We start from the raw sequence: 20612 nt of genomic DNA, 5'->3' as shown, positions 1-20612 counted from the left end.
GCGGAACGGGCAAAAATGTTATCCCCATCCACACCCTGTTTAAAACCTGCTCCGCCCACAGTCCATGAACAGGGCTTAACCGCGGAATCGCGCCGCCAAACAGGGTTATCCACAGTATCCACAGCAGTTATTAACACTACTAATCCCTAGAAAATGAAATTCCCTCAAATAACAACTTCCGTCCGCACCCCGCACACAGCCCAGGACCGTTCCGGACTCCGGCCGGAAACCGGCACCGGGCCGGCCAGGCCGAACCACACGGATGTAACCCGGGGATGGGAGAATCACACTTCTTGCGGCTAAGCTGTCTGCAGTGTGTCCGTCCTGGACATCTTTTGTGATTCCTTGCCGGGCCCCGGGCCCGACCACCAGCGATGACAGCAGCAATGAAAGGCGGCACCCTTCCGTGAAGTTCAGAGTCGAGCGGGACGTCCTGGCAGAAGCCGTGACCTGGGCCGCCCGGTCGTTGTCTCCGCGGCCGCCAGTACCCGTACTTTCCGGCCTGCTCCTCAAAGCTGAAGCCGGTACCGTCAGCCTCTCGAGCTTCGATTACGAGACTTCAGCCAGGCTCGAAATCGCCGCTGACATCACCACCGAAGGCACGATCCTGGTCTCCGGACGCCTGCTTGCCGACATCTGCCGCAGTCTGCCCTCAGCACCGGTCGAGATCCAGACCGACGGAAATAAAGTCACCCTCAGCTGCCGCCGAAGCTGCTTCCACCTGGCCACCATGCCGGAAGCCGAATACCCGCCCCTGCCGGCATTGCCCCCCATCAGCGGCACCGTCCCGGGCGACTCGTTCGCCCAGGCTGTCTCCCAGGTGATCATCGCGGCGAGCAAGGACGATACCCTCCCCATCCTCACCGGCGTGCGGATGGAGATCGAGGACGATCTCATCACCCTGCTGGCCACCGACCGCTACCGGCTGGCCATGCGGGAGGTCCCGTGGAAGCCGGTCACCCCGGGCATCTCCACCAGCGCACTGGTCAAGGCCAAGACGCTTAACGAAGTAGCGAAGACCCTTGGCGGCAGCGGCGACATCAACCTTGCCCTCGCCGAAGATGACAGCAGGCTCATCGGGTTCGAAAGCGGCGGCCGCACCACGACGTCGCTCCTGGTCGACGGGGATTACCCCAAGATCCGCTCACTCTTCCCGGAGTCCACCCCGATCCACGCGACCGTGCAGACCTCCGAACTCGTCGAAGCCGTGCGGCGCGTCTCCCTCGTGGCGGAACGCAACACCCCGGTCCGGCTCGCCTTCACCCAAGGCCAGCTGCACCTCGACGCCGGAACCGGCGAAGACGCGCAGGCCTCGGAAGAACTCGAAGCCCAGCTCACCGGTGACGACATCACCGTGGCCTTCAACCCCCACTACCTGATCGAGGGCCTGAGCGTCATCGAAACCAAGTTCGTGCGCTTCTCCTTCACCAGCGCGCCCAAGCCGGCCATGATCACGGCCCAGAAAGAGGCCGACGGCGAGGACCAGGGCGACTACCGCTACCTGGTCATGCCGGTCCGGCTGCCCAACTAGCTGGCAGCTGGTTCCGCCGTGATCCTCTGGAACGGCTAGACCCTCTGGCTGACGCCACCACCCGAAACACCCCAGCGCAGAAAAGAGATCATCTAAGTGCACATCGGACTGATCGGCCTTGGAAAAATGGGTTTCAACATGCGCGAACGGCTGCGCAAGGGTGGAATCGACGTCACCGGTTTTGACCGCAACCCGGACGTCACCGACGTCGCCAGCGTGGATGAACTGATCGCCGCCGTGCCGGCCCCGCGCCTGATCTGGGTGATGGTTCCCTCCGGCGAGATCACCGATGCCGTGATCACCGAACTCGGCAGCAAGCTCGATGCCGGCGACCTGGTGATCGACGGCGGCAATTCCCGCTTCACCGAGGACCAGAAACACGGTGCGGCACTGGCGGAAAAGGACATCCGCTTCGCCGACTGCGGTGTTTCCGGCGGCGTCTGGGGCCTGCAGAACGGCTACGGCCTGATGGCCGGCGGGGACGCCGCCGATATCGAACGGGCGATGCCCGTCTTCGACGCACTCCGTCCCGAGGGCGACCGCGCCGACAGCTTCGTGCACGTCGGCGGGGTCGGTGCCGGGCACTACGCCAAAATGGTCCACAACGGCATCGAATACGGGCTCATGCAGGCCTATGCCGAAGGGTACGAACTCCTTGCCGCCAAGGACATCGTCACCGACCTGCCCGGCACGTTCCGCGCCTGGCAGAAGGGAACCGTGGTCCGGTCCTGGCTGCTGGACCTCATGGTCAAGGCCCTCGATGAGGACCCCGGCCTGGAATCGATCGACGACTACGTCGAGGACTCCGGCGAGGGCCGCTGGACGGTGGAAGAAGCAATCGCCAACGCCGTGCCGGCCCCGGCCATCACGGCGGCACTTTTTGCCCGGTTCTCGTCCCGGGAGGACAACTCCCCGGCAATGAAGATGGTTTCCGCGCTGCGTCACCAGTTCGGCGGTCATGCGACCCGTCCGGCCAAGTAGTCCTGCCCTGAAATCCTGAACCCCGCGTGTACCTAGAACAACTTTCGCTCACAGATTTCCGCAGTTACGCCCAGGTGGAGTTGAGCCTGGAGACCGGCGTTACGGTGCTGGTCGGCTCAAACGGCATTGGCAAAACCAACCTGATGGAAGCCATTGGCTACCTGGCCACGCTCAGTTCTCACCGGGTCAGTTCCGACGCCCCGCTGCTGCGGTTCGGCACCGAACGGGCCATGATCCGCGCGAAGCTGGTCCGCGGTGAGCAGTCCACCGTGCTGGAACTGGAAATCAACAGCTCCCGCGCCAACCGCGCCCGGATCAACCGCAGCAATCCGGTGCGGGCGAGGGACATCCTGGGTATCTGCCAGACGGTCCTGTTCGCCCCGGAGGACCTGGCCCTGGTCAAGGGCGATCCGTCCAGCCGGCGACGATTCCTGGATGAGCTCCTGGTCAGCCTCATCCCGCGGCACTCGGCCACCCGCAGTGACTACGACCGGGTACTGAAGCAGCGCAACGCGCTGCTGAAATCCGCCCGCGCCGGGAAATTCAGTTCGGGGCATGAGGCCACCCTGGATGTCTGGGACCAGCACATGGCCCGGGCGGGAGCCGAGCTGTTGCATGCACGGCTCGAACTGGTGGAACGCCTCCGGCCCCACCTCAGGAACGCTTACGCCCAACTCACCGACGGGTCCAAGGAAGCGGGTGCCGTCTACCGCTCAACGCTGCAGGGTGCCGTGGAGGACGACGGCGCGGTATCGGCCGCTGCTGCCGGAGCCGCCGAGGACCTGCGGCCGCTTTCCGTCGACCAACTCACCGAACGCTACGTCCAGGCCTTCGCATCGTCGCGGCGCAAGGAGCTGGAACGTGGGATCTCCCTCGTCGGCCCGCACCGTGACGAGCTCGAACTGGTCCTGGGGGAGGCCCCCGCGAAGGGCTATGCCTCGCATGGCGAAACCTGGTCCATGTGCCTGTCCCTGCGGCTGGCCTCGTACTACGTGATGCTCGACGACGCGCGCACCGGCGGATCCGCTCCCATCCTGATCCTGGACGACGTTTTCGCCGAGCTGGACGTCCAGCGGCGGCGTAAACTGGCGGCAATAGTATCCGGCGCCGAGCAGGTGCTCGTGACTGCCGCCGTCGAGGACGATATCCCATCGGAACTGGCCGGGCGGCGGGTGAAGGTAGTCCCGGGAGGAATCGATGAGCGGGAAGATCGATGAATAAGGATACCGACGGCGGCCTGCAACCGGGCCGCGATCCCGACGATATCGACGCCGCCCAGTCGGCCCTGAACAGGATGCGCGAAGCGGCCGCGTCCCGCGGCGAAATCCGGCGCAAGGCTCCTCCGCGCCCCGGCAGCACCCCGCAGAAGACCGGCCGCAGTTCCGGCGGCACCCGCGGCTTCGGACAATTCCACGGCACCGGCCGGGACCCGATGGGGCTCGGCAAGGTGGTTGGCCGTCTCGTCGCGGAGCGCGGCTGGAGCTCACCGGTCGCCGTTGGCTCGGTGATGGCCGAGTGGGCAACACTCGTGGGGCCGGAGATTTCCGCCCATTGCACCCCGGAAAGCTTCACCGACACGACCCTCCACGTCCGCTGTGATTCCACCGCCTGGGCAACCCAACTGCGCCTGCTCAGCATGAGCCTGCTGGAGAAATTCCGCACCGAACTCGGCGACGGCGTCGTGACCAAGATCCAGGTCCTCGGACCTGCAGCGCCGAGCTGGCGCAAGGGAAGCCGGACCGTCAACGGGCGCGGCCCGCGGGATACCTATGGATGAGTCCGGATTTTCGTGGTTCCCGCCGCACCCGATCTGAAGCACTCCTTGCAAAACTATTGAAAAATCCGCAAATGGCGTGTAGGGCGCTCAGACGCGGCGGAGTCGTATAGGCACCCGCATCCGGTGGTCCTGGAGCCTTGCAGGTATGGCCTGTGGCCTCCCAGCGGTACTTTCCTCCCCGTTTGGCCCCCGGGAATGCGGGTTTCGCCCCTATAACACGGTAGAATCGGGGGTAGATAACTGGGCGCCGGTGAAACGTTGACTGAGTCCGTTTCCGACGCAATATCCGCGTGCGGTAGACGGATCCTCGAGCCAGCAGCACAACCGGTGTCTTCAGCGACGTGCCCGTTGGCAGTAGCTCTTTCCTTTCGGGAGGGGGCAACGGCTGGCCTTTAACGAAAAAAGAGGAGTCGAAAGCGCCTGTGGCTAACGACAATGCAGAGATCCCGGCAGTGGAACCAGTAGTGGCGGGAACGGCGGATACCCCGCCGGAAGCCGCAACTCCCCACGGCTACGGCGCCAGCGACATCACGGTGCTCGAAGGCCTGGAAGCTGTCCGGAAGCGTCCCGGCATGTACATCGGCTCCACCGGGCCGCGCGGTTTGCACCACCTGGTCTATGAAGTCGTGGACAACTCAGTGGACGAGGCCCTGGCCGGGTACTGCACTCACATCGAAATCGTGCTTCAGGCCGACGGCGGGGTCAAAGTGGTCGATAACGGCCGCGGCATTCCGGTTGACATGCACCCGACCGAGCACAAGCCCACCGTGGAGGTCGTTATGACCATCCTGCACGCGGGCGGCAAGTTCGGCGGCGGCGGCTACGCGGTGTCCGGCGGCCTGCACGGCGTTGGCATCTCCGTGGTCAACGCGCTCTCGAGCCGCGTCGACACCGAGGTCCGCCGGCAGGGCCACGTCTGGCGGATGTCCTTCGCTGACGGCGGCAAGCCGCAGGGCGGGCTGGTTCAGGGTGAAGAGACATCTGACACCGGCACCACCCAGACGTTCTACCCGGATGCCGGCATCTTCGAATCCACGGATTTCGATTTCGAAACACTGCGCGCCCGCTTCCAGCAGATGGCCTTCCTGAATAAGGGGCTGCGGATTACGCTCACCGACGAGAGGCGCGCCGCGGAGGAACCGTCCGAGGACGGGGATCTGGACCTCGACGCTATTCCGACCGAAGGTGAAGTACCGGCCGAGTTCCACACCGTCGTGTACCAGTACGACGACGGGTTGCTGGACTACGTCAAACACCTCAACTCCGGCAAGAAGGTCGATGTGGTCCACGAGGACGTCATCGCGTTCGAAACCGAGGACAAGGAACGGCACATCGCCCTGGAAATGGCGATGCAGTGGACCAACGCGTATTCCGAGAGCGTCCACACCTATGCCAATACCATCAACACCCACGAGGGCGGCACGCACGAAGAGGGCTTCCGCGCCGCGATGACTTCGCTGATCAACCGCTATGCGCGGGAGAAGAGCATCATCAAGGAAAAGGATGACAACCTCACCGGTGATGACATCCGCGAAGGCCTCACGGCGGTGATCTCGGTCAAACTGGCCGAGCCGCAGTTCGAGGGCCAGACCAAGACCAAACTCGGCAACTCCGAGGTGAAGGGCTTCGTCCAGCGTGTGGTCACGGACGGACTGGGCGACTGGCTCGAACGCAACCCGGGCCCGGCCCGCGATGTCATCCGCAAGGCCATCTCGGCAGCCCAGGCACGTATGGCAGCGCGCAAGGCCCGCGACAACGCGCGCCGCAAGAGCCCGTTGGAATCGTTTGGTATGCCCGGCAAACTCTCCGACTGCTCTTCGAAGAACCCGGAGAAATGCGAGGTCTACATCGTGGAGGGCGACTCCGCTGGCGGTTCCGCCAAGCGCGGCCGCAACCCGGAAACCCAGGCCATCCTGCCGCTGCGCGGCAAGATCCTGAACGTGGAGCGGGCCCGGCTGGACAAGGCCCTGGGCAACGCCGAGGTCCAGTCCATGATTACCGCTTTCGGCACGGGGATCGGCGAGGACTTCGACCTGAGCAAACTGCGCTACCACAAGATCGTCCTCATGGCCGATGCGGACGTCGACGGCCAGCACATCACCACCCTGCTGATGACCCTGCTGTTCCGCTACATGCGCCCGCTGATCGAGAACGGCTATGTATACCTCGCGCAGCCCCCGCTGTACCGGATCAAGTGGTCCAACGCCCCGCACGACTACGTCTACAGCGACCGGGAACGCGATGCACGGCTGCTGTCCGGCCAGGCCGCAGGCCGCCGGATCCCCAAGGACAACGGCATCCAGCGGTACAAGGGACTCGGTGAGATGGACTACACCGAACTGTGGGACACCACCATGGATCCGGATCACCGCACCCTGCTGCAAGTCACCATGGACGACGCCCTGGCCGCGGACCAGACTTTCTCCACACTCATGGGCGAAGACGTCGAATCGCGCCGAAACTTCATTCAGCAGAACGCCAAGGACGTTCGGTTCCTCGATATCTAGCGGCCACCAAAGCCCTTCATATTCCCGGACTGATATATACCTGAAACGGAAAATATAGACTATGAGTGACGAAACACCAGAAGTTCCGGCCGGCCCGGCCGATGCCGACGCCGTTATCGAGGGCACTGTCCTGGACACCGACGTGCTGACCGACCGCGTCGAACAGGTCGACCTGCAAACGGAAATGCAGCGTTCCTACCTCGACTACGCGATGGCCGTAATTGTGGGCCGGGCCCTTCCGGACGTCCGCGACGGCCTAAAGCCGGTGCACCGCCGGGTGCTCTACGCGATGTTCGACGGCGGCTACCGCCCGGAGCGGTCCTTCAACAAGTGCGCCCGTGTGGTCGGCGAAGTCATGGGCCAGTACCACCCGCACGGTGACACGGCCATCTACGATGCGCTGGTCCGCCTGATCCAGGACTGGACCATGCGCTACCCGCTGGCGCTGGGTCAGGGCAACTTCGGTTCTCCCGGCAACGACGGTGCTGCTGCACCGCGGTACACCGAAACGAAGATGGCCCCGCTGGCCATGGAAATGGTCCGCGACATCGACGAGGAAACCGTTGACTTCCAGGACAACTACGACGGCAAGAACCAGGAACCCACCATCCTGCCGGCGCGTTTCCCCAACCTCCTGGTCAACGGCTCCTCGGGCATCGCCGTCGGCATGGCCACCAACATTCCGCCGCACAACCTCCGCGAGGTCGCCGACGGCGTGCAGTGGTACCTGTCCAACCCGACCGCAAGCCGCGAAGAACTGCTCGAAGAGCTGATCGTCCGCATCAAGGGACCCGACTTCCCGACCGGCGCCACCATCCTGGGACACAAGGGGATCGAGGACGCGTACCGCACGGGCCGCGGCTCGATCACCATGCGTGCCGTCGTCAACGTGGAGGAACTCCAGGGCCGCACCTGCCTGGTGGTCACGGAGCTGCCTTACCAGGCCAACCCGGACAACCTGGCGATCAAGATTGCGGAACTCGTCAAGGACGGCAAGATTTCCGGCATCGCGGACCTCCGCGATGAAACCTCGGGACGCACCGGCCAGCGCTTGGTCATCGTGCTCAAGCGCGACGCCGTCGCCAAGGTCGTGCTGAACAACCTCTACAAGCACACCCAGCTGCAGGACAACTTCGCAGCGAACATGCTGGCGATCGTCGACGGCGTGCCCCGCACGCTGAGCCTGGATGCGTTCATCCGCCACTGGGTCACCCACCAGATGGATGTCATTGCACGCCGCACCCGCTACCGCCTCCGCAAGGCCGAGGAAGAAGCGCACATCCTGCGCGCCCTCCTCAAGGCGCTCGACGCGCTCGACGAAGTCATCGCGCTGATCCGGGCCTCAAACACCACCGAAGCGGCCCGCGACGGCCTCATGCAGCTCCTCGACATCGATGAACTCCAGGCCCGCGCCATCCTCGACATGCAGCTGCGCCGGCTCGCGGCACTGGAACGCCAGAAGATCCAGGACCGCCACTCCGAACTCGAAGCCCTGATCGCCGAGTACAACTCGATCCTGGCCTCCGAGGAACGCCAGCGCGCGATCATCAGCACCGAACTGGGCGAAATCGTGGCCAAACACGGGGATGACCGCCGCACCAAGGTGCTGCTGGGCTTCGACGGCGACATGTCGATGGAGGACCTGATCCCCGAAGAGGAAATGGTCGTCACGATCACCCGCGGCGGCTACGTCAAGCGAACCCGCAGCGACAACTACCGCTCGCAGCAGCGCGGCGGCAAGGGCATCAAGGGCGCGCAGCTGCGCGGCGACGACGTCGTCGAGCACTTCTTCGTCACCACCACCCACCACTGGCTGCTCTTCTTCACGAACCTTGGCCGGGTGTACCGGGCGAAGGCGTACGAACTCGTGGAAGCCGGACGCGACGCCAAGGGCCAGCACGTGGCGAACCTGCTCGCATTCCAGCCGGACGAACACATCGCCCAGGTGCTGGATCTGCGGGACTACCAGCAGTCGCCGTACCTGGTCCTGGCCACCAAACGCGGTCTGGTGAAGAAGACCCGCCTCGAGGACTACGACACCAACCGCTCCGCAGGCGTCATCGCGATCAACCTCCGCGACGGCGACGAGCTGGTCTCCGCACAGCTGGTCTCGGAGACGGATGACCTGATGCTCGTCTCCCGCATGGGCCAGTCGATCCGCTTCACCGCAACCGATGAGGCCCTGCGCCCGATGGGCCGGGCAACCTCCGGTGTCACCGGAATGAAGTTCCGCGAGGACGACGAACTGCTGGCCGCCGACGTGGTCACGGACGGTTCCTTCGTGTTCGTCGTCACCGAGGGCGGCTACGCCAAACGCACCGCGGTGGAGGAATACCGCCTCCAGGGCCGCGGCGGCCTCGGCATCAAGGTCGGCAAATACCAGGAGGAGCGCGGCCACCTCGTGGGCGCCCTGATCGTCCAAGCGGAAGACGAGGTCCTGGTGGTCATGGAAGGCGGCAAGGTGGTCCGTTCCTCCGTGGCCGGAGTGCCGGCCAAGGGACGCGACACCATGGGTGTTATCTTCGCCAAGCCGGACAAGAACGACCGCATCATCGAGGTGGCGCGCAACAGCGAACGAGGCCTCGAAACCGACGAACCACTCGACGACGATGCTGCCGAAAGTCAGGCATCGGCGGCGGATGACGTAACGTTGGCTGAAAATAACGGATCACATGATGGGTCCGCAGCGGAAGAATCAGCACCGGCCCCGGAGTCAGATGAGTCATCAGGCAATGCCGAGCTGGACGAAGACAATACCGGAGGTAACGAGTGAGTAATTCCGACTCATATCCCAAGCCGAACAGCGGCGTTCCCGGCGGAGTGCGGCAGCCTGCTGCCGCTCCGCGGGTAGGCGCGCCGTCCCGTCCCGAGCAGCGCCCGGGGGTGGCAGGCGGTCCCAATGGTTCCGCTCAGCGCCCGCAGGTGCCTGGCCAGCGTCCGGCCACGCAGGGACGCCCGGTCGCTCCCGGGCAGCGCCCGGCCACCCCCGGACAACGCCCGGACCAGAACCGTCCGGGCCAGAGCACCTCGGGGCTGATTAAGCCGGCCCCCAAGGCCAAGGTCCGCCGCGCCCGCCTGCTGGTGAGCAAAGTGGATCCCTGGTCCGTGCTGAAGATGGCCTTCCTGCTCTCGGTAGCGCTGGGCATCGTGACAGTTGTGGCCGCGATTGTGCTCTGGACGGTGCTGGATCTGACCGGAATCTTCGACCAGGTCGACGGTCTGCTCGGCACCCTGGCCGGTTCCGAGGGCGGTGGCTTCGAATTGAAGAAGGTCGCCTCGCTGGGACAGGTGGCATCCTTTGCCACGATCATCGCCGTCATCAACGTCGTCCTGCTGACGGCGCTCTCGATGCTCTCGGCCGTGCTCTACAACATCTCGGCCACCCTGGTGGGCGGCATCGGTGTCACCCTCACGGACGACTAAATCCCATAGTTTTCCCGGATTTTTCCCGGGGAAATGCCTCGATTTGAGATCGGGCCGGGATGTGCTGTAAAGTCGTATCTCGGCCCGATGAGGCATCGGGGCGTATAGCTCAGGCGGTTAGAGCGCTTCGCTGATAACGAAGAGGTCCCAGGTTCAAGTCCTGGTACGCCCACGGAATCTGTACGGATTCAAGTGGAGGTTCGGTGATATTTGTTTATCGCCGGATCGGAACGGGGTGAATGTGAAGAAGTTGCTCGTTGTTGCAGCTACGATCGCAGGCGTCCTGCTCTACAAGAAAGTGCAGGAATCCGAGGCCCGGAAAACTGTCTGGAGCGAATCAACCGATACGGTTGACTAGCCCGGACTCCCCGGAACGGGAGCTGGAAATCAGCTCCTCGGACTAGGGTATGATTGTCGGGTTGCTTCTTATGGGGGGCATGGCGCAATTGGTAGCGCACCTGCTTTGCAAGCAGGGGGTTCGGGGTTCGAGTCCCCGTGCCTCCACCATAGGAAAGGCCCCGGATCGCGGAAACGCGGTCCGGGGCCTTTTGCATGCCCAGCTGGTAGCCGGGGAATTACTCCTCATTCCTTGGGCTTCGCGTAGTCGCTCATGCCCTGCCAGTCGATGAAGACGTACGGTTCGTCGCCGACAACCCACGCGTCGTGCCCCGGCGGGATGATGCCGAAGTCACCCGGGCCGAACTCGTTCTCCTCGCCGTTGTCCATCAGGACCTTGAGGCGGCCCGAGATGGTGTACCCCTTGTGGGCAACCATGCAGCTCTCTGTCTGGGCGATCGGCTTGACGTGCAACGACCACTTCCAGCCCGGCAGGAACGTCACCCGTGCCACGGCATCGGCGTCCAGATTGACGATCTCCACCTGACCCATGCCGTCCTTGACGGGGCGGGTCTCCTCCGGATGGTCCAGGCTCTTGCGGATGGTTGAAGCCATAATGGTCTCCTTTGTGGATGATTGTGAGACCGGATTTAAGACTGGCACCACCGCCTGCCACGGTCAAGGATGCATCAGCAACAGGTGGCAGCAGCGAGCCCACACTACTGTTGGACCGTGAACTTCTTCCTCGCCGCCCTGGGCGTCCTCGGCGTGGCCTCGTCCGGGCCGCTCATTGCCGCCACCCTGGGTGCCACCTCCGTCAGCGCCCTGGCGATCGCCTTCTGGCGCAACGCCATCGGATCAGTCGTTATGGCCGGCCCGGTATTGGTCCGGAACCCCCGCCAGTTCGGCCGGGTTACCGGCCGCGAATTTCGCTGGTCCCTGGCGGCGGCCGTCGCCCTGGCGCTGCACTTCGCCTGCTTCATCACCTCACTGCAGTTAACCTCGGTCGCGGCAGCCACCGCCCTCGTTTGCCTGCAGTCCGGCTGGATCGCCGTCTTCCAGCTCTTCCGGGGGGTCAAACACCGCTGGCCGGTCCTGGTGGGCCTGGGGATCGCGTTTGGCGGTGTCGTCGCCATTACCGGGTTCGACATGGGTACCTCGCCGGAGGCGCTGCTGGGCGACCTGCTCGCGGTGGCGGGCGGCGCCCTGGCCGGTGTCTACACGCTGGCCGGCGGCAAAGCGCGGCAGACCATGGGGACGGGCGTCTACACCACCCTGTGCTACGGGATGTGCGCGGCCGTCGTGGCGGTGCTGGCATTGTTCTCGCAGCAGCCGCTGGCAGGTTTTGAGGCTGCCGGCTGGATTGGCATCCTGGCGATCACGGTGTGCGCCCAGCTGATCGGTCACACTGCCTTCAACCACCTGCTCGCCACCATGAGTCCGCTGCTGGTGTCCATGATCATCCTGCTGGAGATTCCGGGGGCCGCGCTGCTCGCCGCAGCGTTCCTGGCGGAGACCCTGCCGGCAGGAACCTACGCAGGCCTGGCGATGATCCTCGTGGGGCTCGCCGTCGTCGTCCTGGGGCAGCGCAGTTCACGCACCGGGTGGCGCACTGCAGCCGGACTGGCGGAGCTGGGTACGGATTGACGACGACGGCGGGCGGCGCCGTCAGCGCTGGGGATTACTGGCCGCCGCGGCGGGCGGGCTGGGCCGTGTTGACGGTGTGGATCGCGCGCAGCAGTTTGGCCGGGAAGTACACCGAGAAGAAGACCACCATGGGGGCCTTGAGCGCCATCTTCTTGACGTTGTGGGCCTTGTAGGTGCGGTCGAAACGCGTCACGTAGTAGCGGTAGTCCCGGGGCGAGTCCTCCAGCCGGCGTGCGGACATGCCGGAGACCATCTGCGGCCAGTACTGGATCCGGAGGTCGTGGTCGGCCAGGTGCAGGGACAGATCGATGTCCTCGTGCATCTCGTCCTTCTCATCCCGGCACGTCTCGGTCCGGATGATTTCCCAGGCGGAGCGTCGGAGGGCCATATTGGAGCCGAAGAGAAAGTGGTACTGGTGCTTGGCCAGCTTGAGCATCAGCTGGCGCATCTTGTCGTCGGCTTTGAGGCCGAAGCGCCGCATCGGCATATCGTAGTAGACCACCGGCCCGGTCGCAGCGTGGACGGACTTGTCCCGGAAGGCCTTCTGCACCTGTTCAACCCAGTCGGGTTCCAGGACGGAATCGGCATCGATCCGGCCCAGGATGTCCCCGGTGGCATGGTCGAGGCCGAAATTGCGGGTGGGGATCAGGCCCTGGTCCCGGTCCTGGCTGAGCAGGATGATGGGGCTCTCCGGGTATTCCAGTTGCATCTGCCGGACGATGTCGGCCGTGCGGTCCTTGGACATGTTGTCGACGACGATGATCTCGTGTGCCGGGACAGACTGGTACACGGCGGCAATGAGACACTGCCGGATGACGCTTTCCTCGTTGTAGGCCGGGATGACAATAGACACAGCCGGTGTGTGCACAGCATCGAGTAAGGCATCCTCAGAGGATTTTTCGGGTGACATCCCCCCAAATTTAGCACCAACGCGGTTTTTCGAGTCCGGCGCCGGGCGGTGCCCCGGCTACAAACTGGTAAACATCGGGTGCAAAAAGGGAGGGATCCCGCCACAATGGCGGAATCCCTCCCTTTAGCGGCTGCCCGCAGGCCGCCGGCGGTCTGCTTAGCTGCCGGTGGTCTTGTCCGTGCCGTTGTTGCGGCTCGCGGCGATGTTCCGGACAGCGGTCTTCGCATCGGTGGCAACCTTGGCGGAAGCGTCCTTGATGTCCTCAACAGCGTCCTCGGCCGCGTGCTTGGCCTTGTCCGCGGCTTCGTCGGCGGACTCGGCAGCGTCAGCCGACGCGTCAGCAGCGGTGTCGGCGGCGGCAACCGTGGCGGCGCCGGCCTGACCGGCAGCTTCCTTGGCGGAATCCTTGACGTCGTTGACGGTGGTGGCCGGAACGGGTGCCGGCGTGACCGGAGCCGGCGTCTTCCAGGGGTCCTCGACCGGCCTGGAAGCCCGCCAGGCGGCAACACCGGCGGCAACTGCCGCGGCGATGATACCGAAGATCAACAGCCCGCGGTGCTTGGGCTTCTGCTTCTTGACCAGCTCACCGCTGACGGCCTTGCTCGCCTTGTTCGCGGCGACCTTGACGTGGCTTCCCGCGGCCTTCGCCTGTTCCTGAACGGAGTGGATGATTCCCGCTTCGCCGAGCCGCTGGGCAACCGCATCCACATGCGCCGGAGCGCTCTGGAGCGTACGGTGCACGGCGTCGGACGCGTGGCCGATCTGATCCGAAAGCTTCGGCAGGTACTCCACGACCACGAGGTCGCGCGCGTTTGCGATCACCGGCGTCGCCTTGTCCAGTGCCTCGTGCAGGCGCGGGGTGGCGCTGTCAACGGCGTCGTTGATCCTTGGTGCGAGGTGGGCGAGCCCGTCCTGGAGACGCGGGGTCACCGTCGCCACGCCATCGGCGAGATTGTGGGCCGCCGACTTGAGCCCCTCCTGGATCTTGGGAGAAGCGGTATCCAGGCCCTGCTGCAGACGCGGAACGGCCCAGTTGACTGCGGCTTCAACCCGCGGCGTTGCCCAGTCCTTGGCGGTCTCTACTCCGGTGCTGACTGAATGCTCCAGCTCACGGGCAATACGGTCCGTTTTCTTCACAACTACCTCCCGATTAATGTGACGGTTCTGCAGTTAGCCTACGTGTCCCAGACCTCACGGGCTATTCTTCAAGCCGATTTTGGGCCGATTTCACCCAGCGCGGAACTGGCGGACCGGCCCGGTGTGTGATGGCCTCTCATGGAAGAATAGGGCCTATGACTGCCATCGCAACTGCAAAAGCAACCATCCACACGAGCATGGGCGACATTGTCGTCAACCTCTTCGGCAACCACGCCCCCAAGACCGTCGAGAACTTCGTCGGACTGGCAACGGGCGAGAAGGCCTGGACCCACCCGGAGTCCGGCGAGGACAAGACCGGGACGCCGCTCTATGACGGCACCATCTTCCACCGCATCATCAAGGACTTCATGATCCAGGCGGGCGATCCCCTGGGCCGTGGCGTGGGCGGACCGGGCTACAAGTTCGACGACGAAATCCACCCGGAGCTGACCTTCAACGAGCCCTACAAGCTGGCCATGGCGAACGCCGGCATCCAGATGGGCCGCGGCACCAACGGGTCGCAGTTCTTTATCACCACCATCCCCACCGGCTGGCTGCAGGGCAAGCACAGCATCTTCGGCGAGGTGGCGGACGATGATTCCAAGAAGGTTGTCGACGCCATCGAGGGTGTCCGCACCGGTGCGGGCGACCGTCCGGTCGAGGACGTCACCATCAACAGCATTGACGTAGAAAAGCTCTAAGCCCAGCGCATGAGCTACGGAATTCCGGCGGCAGAGCCGTCCGCGGAGATCCCGGTGTGCCCCCGGCACCCGGACAGGCCCGCCTATGTGCGCTGCCAGCGTTGCGGGCGCCCCGCGTGCCCCGACTGCCAGCGGGCGGCCGCCGTCGGATTCCAATGCGTTGACTGTGTCAACGAAACGAAACGCACCACACCGGACGTCAAGACCGTCTACGGCGGCGCCGTGACCTTGGGCAAGCCTGTGGTCACGCTTTCCCTCATCGGGCTGTGTGCCCTGGTCTTTGTGTTTCAGTGGCTGGTTCCCAACGATTGGATCTACCGGAACCTGGCCTTCGCCACCGTCTTCGCCAGCCCGGAGTCCGGGGTCTTCGAGCCTTGGCGGATGGTGACGTCCGCCTTCCTTCATTCGCAGGGTTTCATCCTCCACATCGTGCTCAATATGTACATGCTGTGGGTGTTTGGCCAGGCACTCGAACCGCTCCTGGGACGAATCAGATTCCTGGCGGTGTATTTGCTGTCCGCCTTTGGCGGTTCGGTCGGCTATCTGCTGCTGACACCGGGATACGTCGCGGGCCAGCAGCTGAGCGGAGTTGTCGGCGCTTCGGGCGCCATCTTCGGGCTCTTCGGAGCCATGCTGGTGGTCCAACGCCGCCGCGGCGGCGACACCAGGCAACTCTGGGTGCTGATCCTTATTAACGGCGCCATCGGCTTTGTGGTCCCCTCGATCGCCTGGCAGGCGCACCTGGGTGGGGCCGTCACCGGTGCCCTGTGTGCTGCCGTACTGGCGTACACACCCCGCGGCCCGCGCCAGGGCCTGCTGCAGGCCGCCGGTCTGGTGTTGGTCTTCGCCCTATTGGTCGCCGTCTCCGCCCTCCGGGTCGCCAGCGCCTGACCCCGCGGGCCCACCCCTGCCGTGCCGCACCTGACGGTCACGCCGGCCTGCCGCGCCGCACCTGACGGTCACGCCCCCTGCCGCGCCGCACCTGACGGTCCAGCCCCCTGCCGCGCCTCTCGCGCGGACCCTCGTCCTGGGGTTTCCCACAGCGTGGTCCCGTTTTCCACAGCGCAACACGCCCGCGCATGCTTTGTGCACTCTCACCAGCAGTCGGCGGGAACCGCAAGAAGACCCGCCCACCGGTCGAACCGGAAAGTTGTCCACAGGGTTTATCCACACTGTTGGTAACTTACACGTCTGTAGTTCAGGCGGTCGTCCCGGATCTGACGGCCACACCGGGCGATTCCTCGCCGGAGCCCTTTGCGATCTCCACAAATGTGGATAACTCCTGTGGGCAGCCCTGTGGTTAAGTGGACAACTTCCCCGGGAATCCACGCTGGTGCGCTGGGGGCGCCTGCGTGGTCGAACAAGCGATGCCGATGCCCAAGGCCGTCCCCGGGTCGGTTCCGGGATCAAATCTGATTTCAACAGGGTTATTCACAATGTTAATAACTTGTGGGTTGCAGTAATGTGGCCAGAATCAGCGCCAGCTGGGGCCGAACCCCTCGGAACCTGTCTCAAACCGCTCAGTTATCCCCAGGTGTGGATAAGTTGTGGGTACCGCAGTGTTGTTAAGTGGATAACTCGGCCGGGTGGCTGGAGGCGCTGAACAGGCGCGGCCGTCTCCGCGTGACGCTTCCCTCTTCCGGCAACGGGGAACATCCTCCGAAGTTATCCACAGGGAATCCACACTGTTAATAACTTACAACCCCGTAATTCTCCGCCGAGCCTTCTTTGGAGGGTCATTCTGAGCGCCATAACGCGCAGGAAAGGCCCGCTCAGGATCGAAACCCCTGCAAAGTTATCAACACTGTGGATAACTCAAAACCCGGAGTTGTGCACAGTAGGAGCCTCAGCGTGGCCAGATTCCGGAGGTTCCCCTGCGGTGGCTGTCCAGCAGATGGGTGTCAATCATCCCGATGGCTTCCATCAGTGCGTACATCGTGGTGGGTCCGACGAACGCGAAGCCCCGCTTCCGCAAGGCCTTGGACAGGGCGATCGACTCGGCCGAGGTCGTGGGGATTTCCTCAGGGGACCTCGGCTCGGGAGTGGACTCCGGCTGGAAGGCCCACACGAAGTCAACAAGCCCGCCATCCTGCCGCAGATCCAGGGTGGCCTGGGCGTTGGTGATGGCGGCCCGGATCTTCAGCCGGTTTCGTACGATGCCGGCGTCGAGGAGGAGGCGGTCAACATCGGCGTCGGTGAACGCGGCCACCGTCTCGGGATGGAAGTCGTGGAATGCAGCCCGAAATGCCGGCCGTTTCCGGAGAATCGTCGCCCAGGAGAGTCCTGCCTGGAAAGCCTCGAGGCTGATGCGCTCGTACAGGCCCTGCTCGTCGCGGACGGGAAGTCCCCACTCGGTGTCGTAGTACTCGCGCAGCATCGGATCCACGGCCGCCCACGGGGGCCGGGCCAGGCCGTCGTCGCCGATTACCGGTCCGGTTAGTGCCGGGGCCATCTGGACTCCTTCGCTTGCGTTGTTCTTCAGCTCCAGCATTATCTTCCCCTCGGAGGACACGGCGTTAACGCGAAAGACCGGCACACAGGGTGTACCGGTCTTCGTAACGTGCTGCGGCGTTCAGGAACGCCAGCGGGTGGTCATCAGGAAGCCAATGATGGCAATGCCGAAGCCGGCGATGATATTGCCGGATCCCCAAGCGGCGACGGGAAGTGTGCCTTCGCTGATGTAGAAGGTGATGATCCACAGCAGACCAATGATCATCAGGCCGAACATCACCGGCTTGAACCAGACCGGGTTGGGCTTATTGGCCTGCGCGGCGGAAGTCTGCGGCGTTTCGTGGGCAGTCCGTTTGCGGCGCTTTGACTCGGGCACGGGTCCTCCTAGGCGGCTGGACCAGGAGCGGGACCCTGGCTTGATATCCTGCAAGAAGGAATACCCCGGCGGTCAGCGCTCTTGGTCACGTTGAAGTTCTTATTCGGAGCCAATTCTAGCCGTAGTTCACACCACGGGGATGTCCGCCGCGAATGTCCGGAATGGCACGATTCACCCTGTTCTCTGTTTCAACGATTGGTTCAGCAAGGCACCCATGAGCACAACCAAGATTCTCGTCGTCGACAACTACGACAGCTTTGTGTACACCCTGGTGGGATACCTCCAGGAACTCGGCGCCGAGACCACGGTGGTCCGCAACGACGATGTCACCCTGGCCGAGGCAATCGACCTGGCGGAGGCACGCGACGGCGTCCTCATCTCCCCTGGCCCCGGGAACCCCGCGGGCGCCGGCGTCTGCATCGAGCTGATCAAGTGGTGCGGCAGCCACAACAAACCCATGCTTGGGGTCTGCCTGGGACACCAGGCCCTGGCCGAGGCCTACGGGGGAACCGTCACGCACGCGCCCGAGCTGATGCACGGCAAAACGTCCCTCGTGGAGCATCACGGCACCAGCGTGTTCGCCGGGCTGCCTTCGCCTTTCACCGCGACCCGCTACCACTCCCTCGCCGCCGTGCGTGAGAGCATCCCGGAGATCCTGGAGATCACCGCGGAGACGGGAAGCGGAGTGGTTATGGGGCTCCAGCACCGCAGTGCCCCCCTTTGCGGAGTGCAGTTCCACCCTGAGTCCGTGCTCACCGAAGGCGGCTACCAGATGCTCGGGAACTGGCTGGAGTCGCTCGGTATGGCCGGCGCTGCCCAGCGTGCCGCCTCGCTAAGCCCGCTTATCAAGCACTAAGCCCGCCCCGGAACGCTCAGTCGCCCTTGTCGCCCTTGGTGGACGTCGGGGTCGGGGTCGGCGTGGGTGTGGGTGTGGGGCTTGGTGGCGGGGGCGGAGCCTTGGCCACGGTGACGGTCACCGTCTTGCCCTGTTCCACCAGCGCCTCCGCAGGGTCGGACTGTCCGGTGACCTTACCCGGTTCGACCTGGGAGTTTTCGACTTCCGTGGCGGTCATGCCCAAGCCCAGCGCCTTCAGGGCGGCTTCAGCCTCGGCTTGAGGAAGCCCGACGAGCTGGGGAACCACCACCTTGCCGGTGGAAACGATAATTTCGACGATGCTGCCGGTGGGTACGTTCTGGCCCGGCGCCGGGTTGGTAGTGATCACGATGCCGGCCGGGACCGTGGGACTGTTGGCCATGGTGGTACCCGGCGCTCCGGCGAGACCGTTCTGGCGCAACATATCGCGCGCGGCAGCCTCCGTGCGTCCCGGCAGGTCGGCGGGGATGGTGATGACGCTGGGGCCCTCAGAGATGTTGAGCGTAATGTCGGAATTCGGGTCCAGCGAGCTCCCCGTGGCCGGGACGGTACCGATCGCGATGCCCTTGGCAACGGTTTCGTGCTGCATCCGGCTGAGCTGGGGTTTCAGCCCTACATTGTAGAGCTTCTGGAGGGCCTCGGTCTCGGTCAGTGATGTCACCGACGGCACCAGCACTTTAGCGATCGGGGGCGGCGGCTGGTTCATCATGTTGTATAGCCACAGGCCGCCTCCTGCCAGCACCAGGACGGTGACGAGCATCAGGGCGGTGATCCACGTCCGACGCCGGGACTTCTGACGCGGAGTGTGCTCGCGTTCGGGCGGCAGGACCAGCGGCAGGCTTCCGGTATCAGCGGCGCCGTAGACGACACCGTGGGCCATCAGGGCGTTCTCATCGTCAGCCGGGGTCTCCAGCACGGGCCGGAGCCGGCCGGTGGGGGTCTCATCGAGGAATTTCGCGCCGGTCACGGAGAAGGCCGCAGTCGGGGTGCCGTCCGGGGTCGGGACCGTGTTATTGGGGTCGGTGGGAGCTTCACTCGCGGCCGGCGCGGTGACGCCGACTCCGCTCCGCGCAGCCCGGAGGGCACGGCGGAACGCTGCGGCATCCTGGAAGCGGTCCGCGCGGTTCTTCTGCAGCGCCTTCATCAGCACGCTGTCCAGTGCTTCGGAGACGTCAGGATTCAGGCTGCTGGCCAGTTCGGGGATCTCTCGCACATGCTGGTAGGCCACCGAGACGGGGCTGTCCCCGATGAAGGGCGGCCGGCCCGCCAGCATCTCGTACAGCAGGCAGCCGGCGGAGTAGAGGTCACTGCGGGCATCGACGGTCTCACCGCGGGCCTGTTCCGGTGACAGATACTGGGCAGTGCCCACCACGGCCTGGGTTTGGGTCATGGTCGCTGCCGAGTCCGCCATGGCGCGGGCAATCCCGAAGTCCATCACCTTGACGCTGTTGGAGTCCGGGCAGAACATCACATTGGCGGGTTTGATGTCGCGGTGAACAATACCGGCCTTGTGGCTGTAATCCAGCGCCGCGAGCACCCCAAGGGTGAAGTCGATCGCTTGGTCGATGCTGACTTCCTTGGCCCGGATCAGGTCCCGGATCGTCTTGCCGGAGACAAACTCCATCACGATGTACGGCACCCGGACGGTGTCCTCGTGGTCGCCGGGGACGGCGTGGTCCCCGGTGTCGTAGATGGCCACGATCGAGGGATGGTTCAGCGCGGCGACGGCCTGCGCTTCGCGTTTGAACCTGGCCTGGAACTGGGGGTCCCGGGCCAGGTCCGGACGGAGCAGCTTAACTGCCACGGTGCGTCCCAGCCGGGTGTCGAGGCCGCGGAAGACGTCGGCCATGCCGCCGCGGCCGATCAGCTCACCCAGCTCATAGCGTCCGCTGAGGACGCGCTGCGTGTTCACGGGGCCGCGGTCCTCCCGGTGCGATGGGGTGCGGGGTGAAGTGGGCATG

Annotated in this window: 18 protein-coding genes and 2 tRNA genes; 14 read left to right on the top strand and 6 right to left on the bottom strand. The window is 64.5% G+C overall.

The features are described from left to right. Positions 1–406 precede the first annotated feature (406 nt). The 10 genes from dnaN to AC50YC_RS14770 all read left to right on the top strand — a co-directional run bounded on the left by dnaN (position 407) and on the right by AC50YC_RS14770 (position 10726). Positions 407–1531 (top strand): DNA polymerase III subunit beta, encoded by a 1125-nt coding sequence (gene dnaN, locus AC50YC_RS14815; RefSeq protein ID WP_494952873.1) that lies wholly within the window; start codon positions 407–409, stop codon positions 1529–1531. Between the two features lie 96 nt (positions 1532–1627). After that, the gene (gnd, locus tag AC50YC_RS14810) at positions 1628–2512 is read left to right on the top strand and encodes a phosphogluconate dehydrogenase (NAD(+)-dependent, decarboxylating) (protein ID WP_494952872.1); all 885 of its coding nucleotides are present in this window, start codon (positions 1628–1630) and stop codon (positions 2510–2512) included. Between the two features lie 26 nt (positions 2513–2538). Next, the gene (recF, locus tag AC50YC_RS14805; protein WP_494952871.1) at positions 2539–3729 is read left to right on the top strand and encodes a DNA replication/repair protein RecF; all 1191 of its coding nucleotides are present in this window, start codon (positions 2539–2541) and stop codon (positions 3727–3729) included. Next, positions 3726–4289 carry a DciA family protein gene (locus AC50YC_RS14800; protein WP_494952870.1) on the top strand — a complete coding sequence of 188 codons (564 nt, stop codon included), beginning with the start codon at positions 3726–3728 and terminating at the stop codon, positions 4287–4289. Before recF ends, AC50YC_RS14800 begins: the two co-directional genes overlap by 4 nt. Before the next feature lie 422 nt (positions 4290–4711). Beyond that, positions 4712–6796 (top strand): DNA topoisomerase (ATP-hydrolyzing) subunit B, encoded by a 2085-nt coding sequence (gyrB, locus tag AC50YC_RS14795; protein ID WP_494952869.1) that lies wholly within the window; start codon positions 4712–4714, stop codon positions 6794–6796. A 61-nt stretch (positions 6797–6857) separates the two neighbouring features. Beyond that, positions 6858–9569: a DNA gyrase subunit A gene (gene gyrA, locus AC50YC_RS14790; protein WP_494952868.1), complete on the top strand. Its 2712-nt coding sequence runs from the start codon at positions 6858–6860 to the stop codon at positions 9567–9569. Then, positions 9566–10219 carry a DUF3566 domain-containing protein gene (locus AC50YC_RS14785; RefSeq protein WP_494952867.1) on the top strand — a complete coding sequence of 218 codons (654 nt, stop codon included), beginning with the start codon at positions 9566–9568 and terminating at the stop codon, positions 10217–10219. Before gyrA ends, AC50YC_RS14785 begins: the two co-directional genes overlap by 4 nt. Before the next feature lie 98 nt (positions 10220–10317). Next, positions 10318–10391, top strand: a tRNA-Ile gene (locus tag AC50YC_RS14780). Positions 10392–10454: 63 nt separating this feature from the next. After that, positions 10455–10577, top strand: a complete 123-nt coding sequence (locus tag AC50YC_RS14775) for a DLW-39 family protein (RefSeq protein WP_494952866.1) — start codon at positions 10455–10457, stop codon at positions 10575–10577. A gap of 73 nt (positions 10578–10650) precedes the next feature. Then, positions 10651–10726 (top strand) — tRNA-Ala (locus AC50YC_RS14770). A gap of 75 nt (positions 10727–10801) precedes the next feature. Here the strand turns inward: AC50YC_RS14770 and AC50YC_RS14765 are convergent. Next, positions 10802–11170 carry a cupin domain-containing protein gene (locus tag AC50YC_RS14765; RefSeq protein ID WP_494952865.1) on the bottom strand — a complete coding sequence of 123 codons (369 nt, stop codon included), beginning with the start codon at positions 11168–11170 and terminating at the stop codon, positions 10802–10804. 117 nt (positions 11171–11287) lie between these two features. Between AC50YC_RS14765 and AC50YC_RS14760 the strand changes: the two genes are divergently transcribed. Continuing rightward, on the top strand, positions 11288–12202 hold the full coding sequence (locus AC50YC_RS14760) for a DMT family transporter (RefSeq protein WP_494952864.1): 915 nt from the start codon (positions 11288–11290) through the stop codon (positions 12200–12202). A 34-nt stretch (positions 12203–12236) separates the two neighbouring features. Here the strand turns inward: AC50YC_RS14760 and AC50YC_RS14755 are convergent, their stop codons facing one another. Together AC50YC_RS14755 and AC50YC_RS14750 are read right to left on the bottom strand one after the other, a co-directional pair. Next, complete coding sequence (locus tag AC50YC_RS14755) at positions 12237–13112, bottom strand: glycosyltransferase family 2 protein (protein WP_494952863.1); 876 nt, start codon at positions 13110–13112, stop codon at positions 12237–12239. A 156-nt stretch (positions 13113–13268) separates the two neighbouring features. Next, positions 13269–14249: a hypothetical protein gene (locus AC50YC_RS14750; protein WP_494952862.1), complete on the bottom strand. Its 981-nt coding sequence runs from the start codon at positions 14247–14249 to the stop codon at positions 13269–13271. 155 nt (positions 14250–14404) lie between these two features. Between AC50YC_RS14750 and AC50YC_RS14745 the strand changes: the two genes are divergently transcribed. Next, entirely contained in the window at positions 14405–14950 is a 546-nt protein-coding gene (locus tag AC50YC_RS14745; protein WP_494952861.1) for a peptidylprolyl isomerase, read from the top strand. A gap of 9 nt (positions 14951–14959) precedes the next feature. Next, complete coding sequence (locus AC50YC_RS14740) at positions 14960–15841, top strand: rhomboid family intramembrane serine protease (RefSeq protein ID WP_494952860.1); 882 nt, start codon at positions 14960–14962, stop codon at positions 15839–15841. A gap of 955 nt (positions 15842–16796) precedes the next feature. Here the strand turns inward: AC50YC_RS14740 and AC50YC_RS14735 are convergent. Both AC50YC_RS14735 and AC50YC_RS14730 read right to left on the bottom strand, forming a co-directional pair. Continuing rightward, positions 16797–17402 carry a DNA-3-methyladenine glycosylase I gene (locus AC50YC_RS14735; protein ID WP_494952859.1) on the bottom strand — a complete coding sequence of 202 codons (606 nt, stop codon included), beginning with the start codon at positions 17400–17402 and terminating at the stop codon, positions 16797–16799. A gap of 120 nt (positions 17403–17522) precedes the next feature. Beyond that, the gene (locus AC50YC_RS14730) at positions 17523–17777 is read right to left on the bottom strand and encodes a cell division protein CrgA (protein ID WP_354171480.1); all 255 of its coding nucleotides are present in this window, start codon (positions 17775–17777) and stop codon (positions 17523–17525) included. Between the two features lie 214 nt (positions 17778–17991). Between AC50YC_RS14730 and AC50YC_RS14725 the strand changes: the two genes are divergently transcribed. Beyond that, positions 17992–18633 carry an aminodeoxychorismate/anthranilate synthase component II gene (locus tag AC50YC_RS14725; RefSeq protein WP_494952858.1) on the top strand — a complete coding sequence of 214 codons (642 nt, stop codon included), beginning with the start codon at positions 17992–17994 and terminating at the stop codon, positions 18631–18633. Positions 18634–18649: 16 nt separating this feature from the next. Here the strand turns inward: AC50YC_RS14725 and pknB are convergent, their stop codons facing one another. Then, positions 18650–20611: a Stk1 family PASTA domain-containing Ser/Thr kinase gene (pknB, locus tag AC50YC_RS14720; protein WP_494952857.1), complete on the bottom strand. Its 1962-nt coding sequence runs from the start codon at positions 20609–20611 to the stop codon at positions 18650–18652. Position 20612 lies beyond the last annotated feature (1 nt).

This window comes from Pseudarthrobacter sp. MDT1-56, assembly GCF_059383555.1.
The sequence above is the reverse complement of the archived record's forward strand: the minus strand, read 5'-3'. Positions and strand labels throughout refer to the sequence as shown.

Coding starts and splice junctions, on each gene's coding strand:
- AC50YC_RS14735 (WP_494952859.1), bottom strand. CDS start 17,402: ATGGCCCCGGCACTAACCGGACCGGTAATCGGCGACGACGGCCTGGCC.
- AC50YC_RS14765 (WP_494952865.1), bottom strand. CDS start 11,170: ATGGCTTCAACCATCCGCAAGAGCCTGGACCATCCGGAGGAGACCCGC.
- AC50YC_RS14800 (WP_494952870.1), top strand. CDS start 3,726: ATGAATAAGGATACCGACGGCGGCCTGCAACCGGGCCGCGATCCCGAC.
- AC50YC_RS14745 (WP_494952861.1), top strand. CDS start 14,405: ATGACTGCCATCGCAACTGCAAAAGCAACCATCCACACGAGCATGGGC.
- AC50YC_RS14755 (WP_494952863.1), bottom strand. CDS start 13,112: ATGTCACCCGAAAAATCCTCTGAGGATGCCTTACTCGATGCTGTGCAC.
- pknB (WP_494952857.1), bottom strand. CDS start 20,611: ATGCCCACTTCACCCCGCACCCCATCGCACCGGGAGGACCGCGGCCCC.
- AC50YC_RS14740 (WP_494952860.1), top strand. CDS start 14,960: ATGAGCTACGGAATTCCGGCGGCAGAGCCGTCCGCGGAGATCCCGGTG.
- gyrA (WP_494952868.1), top strand. CDS start 6,858: ATGAGTGACGAAACACCAGAAGTTCCGGCCGGCCCGGCCGATGCCGAC.
- AC50YC_RS14725 (WP_494952858.1), top strand. CDS start 17,992: ATGAGCACAACCAAGATTCTCGTCGTCGACAACTACGACAGCTTTGTG.